The sequence below is a fragment of the Halomonas sp. DP5N14-9 genome, from assembly GCF_019802175.1.
GTDB classification, from domain to species: Bacteria; Pseudomonadota; Gammaproteobacteria; order Pseudomonadales; family Halomonadaceae; genus Halomonas; species Halomonas litopenaei.
This window is the reverse complement of sequence record NZ_JAHVHR010000033.1, coordinates 102,572-108,571: the sequence shown is the minus strand read 5'-3', so window position 1 is coordinate 108,571 and position 6,000 is coordinate 102,572. Positions and strand designations below refer to the sequence as shown.

The following is a 6,000-nucleotide window of genomic DNA, read 5'->3' as shown; positions in this document are numbered from 1 at the left end:
TGGCGGTGGGCGTGGTACATTTTGTCATGGCGGCTGTGTCGGCTAATTCTTGCTTAGGCTCTTGAATTATAACCGATTTTCAGCCGCTTTTTCCATTTCCGGTGCAATATCCGGGCTAGGGTCAAGTTGGGGTGATCCATCAAGGGGTGCCAGGGGCGCGCCACGGCCGCCAGCCTGTCATGCATAAGTACCTTCTGGGTCATCTCCTCCTCGGGGTCGATTCGGTGGAGGACCCCTACCAGGACGTCAATTTCGCCGCTGCGCAGCGCCTCGAACAGCACGTCATAGGTCCCTTCGTGAACGGTGACGACGAGTCCCGGGTGCTCCCGCAGCAGCTCGTCCACGGCACGCGGCACCAGCAGCGAGCTGGTCAACGGTAGGGCACCTATCACCACCCGTCCCTGGGCCTCACCCCGCCAGGCCGCCAGGTCGTCCTGGAGCAGCGCCAGTTCGCGCAGGGCCACTTTGGTGTGTCGGGTCAGCAGGGTGCCGCAGGGCGTGGCGATCAGTCCGCGTTGGGTGCGCAGGAACAGCGGTGTGGCCAGCCGCCCCTCGAGGTCACGCAGGCTGGCGCTGATGGTCGGCTGTGTCAGGGCCAGGCAGCGGGCGGCCTGGCGCTCGTTATGGGTCTCGGCCAGGGTCACCAGCACCTTGAGGTGGCGCTGGGAGAGGCGTTGGTTCAGGCGCTGGAAGTGGCCGTCAAGCTGGAGCTGGGCCAGCTGGCGCTCGGCTCGGGCGAACTGGTGGAGGACGCGTCGGTAGCGGTGGGCCACGAGTGCGCCCACCTCGGTACAGAGCATGCCGCTGTGGTGGCGTTCGAACAGCGTCAGGCCAAGGGTCTTCTCCAGGTCGCGGATCGCCCTGGACACCGCAGGCTGGGAGAGGTTGAGGGTCTCGGCAGCGCCGAGCACGCTGCCTCGGTCGGCGACGGCGGCTACGGCGCGCAGGCAGCGTAGACTGGGGATGACGTCCATGTCTCAGCCGGCGCGACTGATCGGTACCCTGCTCAAGCTGTTGTTCTCGTCGGCGATCCGCTTGAGCAGCCGGCAGAGGGTGTCCTGCTCGGCTTCATTGAGCGGCGCGAGAATCTCCTCCTGCACCTCGGCGACGGCCGGCTCGACGTCGTGGCGAAGCTTCTTGCCTGCCTCGGTGAGGGTCACCAGCATGGAGCGCCGGTCCTCGGGGTTGCGCCGACGGTTGACCAGGCCGCGTTCCTCCAGCTTCTTCACCACTACTGCCACGGTATTGCGATCCAGCGCCGTGTGCCGCCCCAGGGTGATCTGGTCGATCGAGCCGATCTCCTCGAGGGCCGAGAGGATCACGTACTGCAGTTGGGTCAGGTGGTAGGCCTCGCATCGACGCAGGAAGATGGCCACGCTGATCTGGTGGCAGCGCCTGAGCAGGTTGCCGGGCAGGGTGTTGGCTTGGGAGAGGGGAGAGCCAGTCATGTTTTCGGCCTTCTCGGGAAGTAAAGGAAATGCCGCGGCCAGGGCAAACGCCTCACCATAGCAGAAGGCGTCGCCTCGGGCATCGCCGGTTCATTAGATTTTCCCCGGTGCTCCTCAGGATGAACAGCTGCGATTGCCTTGGAAGGAAGGACGTTGGATTGGACTAAAGTCTAAACCTCAGGTATGCTGTTAGCACGCTCATAATCAACAGGTTCCACCGCTCATGAAGACTCAGGCTGCTGCCACTGTTACCCAGCTTCCCCCACACAGGCGCGTCGGCAGGGTGGCTTACCGTCTACTGGAACGGATGAGCGAAGGCGCCTACCGTGGCTATCAGGCCCGCATGGCCTCCCGTTTCGCATATATCTGAGGCGTTCGCGCTGCCCAATGGCGCGGCTTGCGGGCCGTTTCTTCTTCCGGGCGGCCTGCCTTGAACTCATCTATCGGCGAACACGTTGCGATTCCATCGGGAGGGTTGCGGCGTATTTTCCTCCAGGCACCGAGGGCCGTAGGCCATCACCTCTCGATCCTGCAGTAAGCGCAGAAGCTTCTCCTGGGGCACGGAGGCCGACCTCGTCCGGGAACCGTTTGCCGCCATCGGCCTGTTCGAACTTCCCCGCGCGGCCCTGGCCGAGATACGGCTCGAGCGCCCGCGGGACCCCTCGAGCTACTTCGCGTCCCACCATCCCATCCTGCATCTCTATCTGCGCGAGTTCGGCGAGGGTCTCCACGAGGTGCTGGAAGTGGCCCGCGGACAGCTCGAGGTACCGGACGCGGCCTGCTGGATGTGAAGCCGACCCAGTCAGGACGAGACTTGAAACGGCGAGCCGAGGCTTGCCGTTTCACGTTCCCCTTGCCTAGTGAACGACGGATCGCCCGGTGCTCCAGACGCCGGTGAGGATGACTGTCGTCGAGGCTTGGAGGAAAGTCTAATTGCTCGCCGGCAAATTGATCACAATACTGATTATTATGCCGTGGCGAATTGCCACACCGGCAACAATCCTTATCTCTGATTGCCCATCAACAACGAATCCCCGTAGCGCACGGGATGGAGAGCGAGCAGATGCAGTACTTCCTCGACGGTTACCGCAGTGGCGATCCGCGGATTCAACCCGCGGCCGAGGGGCGCAGCGCCGAACAGGGGCCGCTGCCCGAGGAGGTGGACGTCCTGATCGTCGGTACCGGCCCAGCCGGGCTTCTGTTGGCGGCCCAGTTATCCACCTTCCCCGATATCGTCACCCGTGTCGTGGAGAAGGCCGATGGGCCCCTCGAGGTGGGGCGTGCCGATGGTGTCGCCTGCCGTACGGTCGAGATGTTCGAGGCCTTCGGCCTGGCCGAACGGATGACTACCGAGGCCTACTGGATCAACGAGACCCACTTCTGGGGACCGGATCCTGAGGACAAGTCACGGATCTCCCGGCTCGGCCGTGTGCAGGACGTTCGTGACGGCCTGTCGGAGTTCCCGCACGTGATCGTCAACCAGGCCCGACTGCTCGATTTCCTGCTGGAGTACATGGTCAACTCCCCCAGCCGCCTGCAGGTCGACTATAGCCACGAGACACTCAAGGTGGAGGTGCCCGAGGCCGCCGACGAGCGGGTGAGCGTGACCCTCAACACACCCGACGGCGAGAAGACCGTCCGCGCGAAGTACGTGGTCGGCTGCGACGGCGCACACAGCGTCGTGCGCCAGTCCATCGGCCGGGTACCGCAAGGCCACGGTGAAGACAAGGCATGGGGGGTGATGGACGTGCTGGCGGTGACCGACTTCCCGGACATCCGCTTCAAGTGCACGATCCAGTCGGCCGAGGCGGGTAACATCCTGCTGATCCCCCGCGAGGGCGGCTACATGGTCCGCCTCTACGTCGACATGGGCAACATCGCCCCGGACGCCTGGCTGACCCAGGAGCAGGTGCTGGAAAAGGCCCAGGCCGTCCTCGCCCCCTACACCTTCGAGGTGAAGGAGACCGCATGGTTCTCCGTCTACCGTGTCGGTCACCGGGTCACCGACAAGTTCGACGATGTCGACGACCATCAGATGGACAGCCGCACGCCGCGGGTCTTCATCGCCGGCGATGCCTGCCACACCCACACCGCCAAGGCCGGTCAGGGCATGAACGTGTCGATGCAGGACACCTTCAACCTGGGCTGGAAGTTGATCTCGGTGCTGGAAGGCCGCAGCCCGGCGAGCCTGCTGCACACCTACAACGCCGAGCGCCACGTCATCGCCGAGAACCTGATCGAGATGGATACCCGCTGGTCGCGGGCGATCGGCGCCGCTCAGGACTCCGACGACCCCCAGGCCGCGATGAAAGGCCTGGCCGAGGTGCAGCGCCAGTTCGTCACCAACAGCGAGTTCACCGCGGGCTTCGCCACTCACTACACGCCGGCCCTGCTTACCGGTGACGATACCCACCTGGGCCTGGCCACCGGCTTTCCGCCCGGACGCCGCTTCCACTCGGCGGAGGTGATCCGGCTCGGTGATGCCAAGCAGGTCCACCTTGGCCACGTCCATCGCGCCGACGGCCGGTGGCGGCTCTATGCCTTCGCCGACATGGTCGACCCGCGACGCCCGGGCTCCCGGTTCAATGCCCTGATGGATTTCCTCGCCAGCGAGGAATCACCGATCAGCCGCTTTACCCCGCAAGGCGCCGATCCGGATGCGATCTTCGATGTCCACGGCATCATCCAGCAGTCCCACCTGGAGGTCGACTGGGCCGACATGCACGATGTCCTCAAGCCGCACAAGGGAGCCCTCGGGCTGCAGGACTACCAGAAGGCCCACGCCCCGGTGCTGGGCACCGATCAGGACATCTTCGACCTGAGGGGCATCGATCGCGGGGCCGGTGCCCTGGTGGTGGTACGCCCGGATCAGTATGTCTCCCTCGTTCTGCCGCTCGATGGTTTCGATGAACTCACCGAGTTCTTCTCCCGCTTCATGGTGGAGCCGAGCTGATAGCGCTCTCATGCACCATCTCGCACTTCACCAGGAAGGCAGACCTCGGCGGGCGTCGGCCCGCCCTTGCCGACCTTGATCAGCCGCACGGGGGGGCGCTGGCACTATGCTGCGGGGTGAGCACCACAGTTTCAGGTGTCATGGGGTTAATTAGGAAACCAAGAGGTTACGACCCCATAAGACGAAAGTCTCTTCTTGCTGCATAAGGGATGGGGATGGGTTCAGTCGGTATGTAGTTCACTCTGCGAACGCTCTTCGCCGCCGTCATCGCTACATCACTACTCAGGAGAACGTCAATGAAAACCAAGGTTACCGCCTGCCTGCTGGCAGCCTCCCTTTCTGGCCTCGGGGCGCCAAGCAGGTGCTGGAGGCCGAGGCTCAGCTGGATCTGGCGCTGATCGCTGACTGGCTCACTCGGGAGCGCTTGACCGCCGGTGGCGTCAAGGAACGGCTGGCGGCGGCACGGCTCGCCAAGGCGCGGGGCTGGGATCACGAGGGCGATGTGCCTGAAGGACCCAGCACGACGCCGGCCGAACTGGCTCAGTACGGCCGGCTTGTCCGCTCCAGCGGCCACCAGGAGGTGACCCATGGGGCAGCTTGAGCTGACCGTCGGGCGTTACCGCAGCCTGCGCCTGGGCGCCATCGCCGGCGGCCTCACCGAGCTGCTGGCCCAGGCCGAGGCCAACGAGGTCTCCTACCTGGCCTTCGCCGACATGCTGGTCGAGCACGAGCGCCAGACCCGTGAGGCGAAGCGCGTCGATCTCTACCGGCGCCAGGCCGGATTCCCCAGCGACAAACGGCTGGAGGGGTTCGACTACCGGCACCAGACCACGATTACTAAGCGCCAGGTCAACGCCCTGCTGGACTTCGCATTCCTCGACAACCGCGAGAACCTGGTATTTATCGGCCCGCCAGGGGTGGGCAAGACCCATCTGAGCATCGGTATCGGGCAGAAGGCCATCGAGGCCGGCTACCGGGTGCTGTTCCGCAACGCTCTGGACCTGGTCGAGGCACTGGAGCTGGCGGAGATGAAAGGCGAGCTGAAGAAGACGCTGCACAAGCTCGCCAAGGTCGACGCTCTGGTGATCGATGAGCTGGGCTACTTGCCGATGAGCCGGCAGGCGCGCTACGCGCTGTTCCAGCTGATCAACCGATTCTACGAGCACCGGTCACTGATCATCACCACCAACAAGGACTTCTCCAGCTGGGGGGAGTTCTTCAACGACGACAACGTGGCGGTGCCGATCGTAGACCGGATCATCCACCACTCGCACCTCTACCTGCTCGGCGGGGAGAGTTACCGGCTGAAGCAGAAGACGCTCAGCTGACGATCATGGGTGGGTCAAAACTAATGACCGCTGGTGGGTCAGTTCTGATGGCCATTGACAGCTGGAGGCAGGGGTTATCGGTTGCGCCGCTTTGCCTCCATCCACGCATCTACCTCGTGCTCTACCCAGGCCACGCAGCGTTCTGAAATCAGGATGGGACGTGGGAATGTCCCTGCCTTGATTTGCCGGTACAGCGAGCTCTGGCCGATGCCGCAACGCTGGAGAACTGTGGATTTACGAATGAGCTGGGTCATGGGACCTCCTGATGTTG

The 6,000-nt window shown here is 64.0% G+C and carries 6 protein-coding genes; 3 read left to right on the top strand and 3 right to left on the bottom strand.

All coding sequences use genetic code 11. From position 1 onward, the window contains the following. Nucleotides 1-53: 53 nt before the first annotated feature. A complete protein-coding gene (locus tag KUW00_RS19435; RefSeq protein ID WP_222569915.1) occupies nucleotides 54-974 on the bottom strand; it encodes a LysR family transcriptional regulator in 921 nt (306 codons plus the stop codon). A 3-nt stretch (nucleotides 975-977) separates the two neighbouring features. Beyond that, complete coding sequence (locus KUW00_RS19430) at nucleotides 978-1,448, bottom strand: MarR family winged helix-turn-helix transcriptional regulator (RefSeq protein ID WP_222569914.1); 471 nt, start codon at nucleotides 1,446-1,448, stop codon at nucleotides 978-980. Between the two features lie 1,063 nt (nucleotides 1,449-2,511). Here KUW00_RS19430 and KUW00_RS19425 point away from each other — a divergent pair. From KUW00_RS19425 to istB, 3 genes are all read left to right on the top strand, one after another. Beyond that, on the top strand, nucleotides 2,512-4,401 hold the full coding sequence (locus KUW00_RS19425; RefSeq protein WP_222569913.1) for an FAD-dependent monooxygenase: 1,890 nt from the start codon (nucleotides 2,512-2,514) through the stop codon (nucleotides 4,399-4,401). 361 nt (nucleotides 4,402-4,762) lie between these two features. After that, complete coding sequence (locus tag KUW00_RS19420) at nucleotides 4,763-5,002, top strand: hypothetical protein (protein ID WP_222569912.1); 240 nt, start codon at nucleotides 4,763-4,765, stop codon at nucleotides 5,000-5,002. After that, on the top strand, nucleotides 4,989-5,729 hold the full coding sequence (istB, locus tag KUW00_RS19415; RefSeq protein ID WP_222569911.1) for an IS21-like element helper ATPase IstB: 741 nt from the start codon (nucleotides 4,989-4,991) through the stop codon (nucleotides 5,727-5,729). Before KUW00_RS19420 ends, istB begins: the two co-directional genes overlap by 14 nt. Nucleotides 5,730-5,803: 74 nt before the next feature. Here istB and KUW00_RS19410 read toward each other — a convergent pair whose 3' ends face one another. After that, complete coding sequence (locus KUW00_RS19410) at nucleotides 5,804-5,983, bottom strand: helix-turn-helix transcriptional regulator (protein WP_222569910.1); 180 nt, start codon at nucleotides 5,981-5,983, stop codon at nucleotides 5,804-5,806. Between the last annotated feature and the right edge of the window lie 17 nt (nucleotides 5,984-6,000).